Below are 303 nucleotides of genomic sequence, written 5' to 3'. Positions count from 1 at the left end.
CGGTCATTGGGAATCCGGAATTTTGAGCATGTCGTTGTGGCAATCGGAGAAAATATCCAAGCGAGTATTTTGACAACGCTTATCTTGAAAGAAATTGGGGTCAAGAAAATCACCGTAAAAGCGCAGAACGACTACCATGCGAAAGTTCTTCGGAAAATCGGCGCGGATCAGGTCGTCCACCCGGAACGGGATATGGGGAAGCGAATTGCGAACAATTTAGTTTCTAATAATATTTTGGATTACCTGGAACTATCCGATGAATATTCGATTGCGGAAATTCGCGCGAATGAGAAGCTTGCCGGG

The 303-nt window shown here is 45.2% G+C and carries 1 protein-coding gene; it reads left to right on the top strand.

Annotated features, from left to right (window positions below):
• Window positions 1–6: 6 nt before the first annotated feature.
• Window positions 7–303, top strand: a 297-nt coding sequence (locus FOJ82_RS16050) for a potassium channel family protein (RefSeq protein ID WP_281279960.1), incomplete at its 3' end; no start/stop codon positions are given.

This window comes from Tessaracoccus rhinocerotis, from assembly GCF_007197885.1.
GTDB classification, from domain to species: Bacteria; Actinomycetota; Actinomycetes; order Propionibacteriales; family Propionibacteriaceae; genus Arachnia; species Arachnia rhinocerotis.
The sequence above is the reverse complement of the archived record's forward strand: the minus strand, read 5'-3'. Positions and strand labels throughout refer to the sequence as shown.